This window comes from Mesorhizobium sp. M7A.F.Ca.MR.176.00.0.0 (assembly GCF_004023165.1).
Classification (GTDB): domain Bacteria; phylum Pseudomonadota; class Alphaproteobacteria; order Rhizobiales; family Rhizobiaceae; genus Mesorhizobium.
The window spans coordinates 1-1600 of record NZ_RZTC01000275.1; the positions used below are offsets into that span (position 1 = coordinate 1).

Here is a 1600-nt window from a genome sequence, read left to right on the forward strand (position 1 = left end):
CCGGAGCAACGGGTTGCCGAACGCGCAAGGCGGACCGGCCAGGAAATGGCCGTGCATGCCCGCGAAATCGAGCAGGCGCTTGCCGGTGCGGACGAGCGTTTCGCGTCGAGTGCCGCGGCCGCGGCAGCCCGTGTCGAAGAGCAGGTCTCAGGCGTCGAGAACCGCCTCGCCTTCACAGCCGAGACGATGGGCCAGAAGCTCAACGAACAGGTGTCGAATGCCGAGGCGCAACTTGTCTCGCGCGCCAATGTGATCGCCGAGACCTTCACCGCGGTTGGCCAGCATATCGGCCAGAGCACCAACGATGCCGCCAAGACGATCGGCGCCAACACCCGCGAACTCAACACCATGCTCGCCGCACGTTCGGCCGAAATGTCGAAGATCCTCGACGAAACCGCACGGCCCTTGGTCGAGCGCTTCGCCCAGGGCGGCTCGGAACTGCAAAAGAGCATGGAAGAGGTCACCGAACGCGCCACCGAGAAGCTGCGCAGCGAGAATGCCGCGCTTGTCGACGCGCTCGCCAGCCGCACCGCCGAAACCTTGTCGGCGGTCGAAGGCGCCCGCTCGTCGCTGTCCGACAGCGTCGCTGATCTCATCGGCCGCATGACCAAGTCCAGCTCGCAGCTCGGTCAGTTGATCGACCAGGCCGCGGTCAATCTCGGCCAGGTCGATGAACGCCTGAGCGGCAGCACGCAAAGCTTCGCCGCCACCACCGAGAAGGCCGCGCAGACCTTTGCCAGCTCGGCACGTCTGGTCGATTCGAACACGACAAGGCTGACGGAACTGTCGTCGTCCACCTTGCGCGAGGTCGCGTCGATCGCCACCAAGTTCGACGAGCACAGCCGCCTGCTCTCCAGTGCTTCGGACCTGTTGAGCTCGGCCCAGAGCAACCTCGAACACACGCTCGAACGGCAGTCGTCGCTCGAAGACCTCGCCGTCGGCCTGGTCAAGAAGTCGGAGGATCTCGAAAGGGTCATGCGCTCGTTCGAAAATCTCGTCGGCCAGACACTGCAGAACGCCGAAGGCAAGACGATGGAGTCGGCCGACAAGATCCGCAACGCCATCACCGACGTCGTCGACTCGGCAACCAAGCGCTTTGCCGATGCGACCGAGGAGATGCGGCGCACCGCGGGCTCGATCAAGAGCGAACTCGACCTGACCCGGGCCGAGCTCAAGAAGGGCGTCATCGAAATGCCGGAAGAGGCAAAGGAATCGACCTCGGCCATCCGCCGCGCCGTTTCCGAGCAGATCAACGCCCTGAAGGAGCTTTCGGACATCGTGGCCAAGTCCGGCCGCGGCGGTGACGGGTCCGAACCACGCAACCTGCGTCCGGCGCCGCAAGCGCCGGCCGCACGCGCTGCCGAGCCGCCGCGCCGCGCACCGGCACCGCAGCCGGATCTGCGCACGCCTCAGGCGCCCTTGGGCGGCCCTGCATTGCGCGGCACGCTCGACCTTGAGCGTCCTGCCGAGGCGGCACCGCGTCCGCGCGGCGATGCCAGCGCCCGCACGCCCCAGGGCGGCTGGGTGCGGGATCTGCTGACCGCGGCATCGAACGATGAGGACCTCAGGTCGGCAGCCCCTACGGCCCCCGTGGAAGCGC

Annotated in this window: 1 pseudogene; it reads left to right on the plus strand. The window is 66.9% G+C overall.

Going from position 1 to position 1600, the window contains the following annotated elements:
- Positions 1 to 1600, plus strand: a pseudogene (locus EOB59_RS34750) (kinesin); the annotation flags it as partial.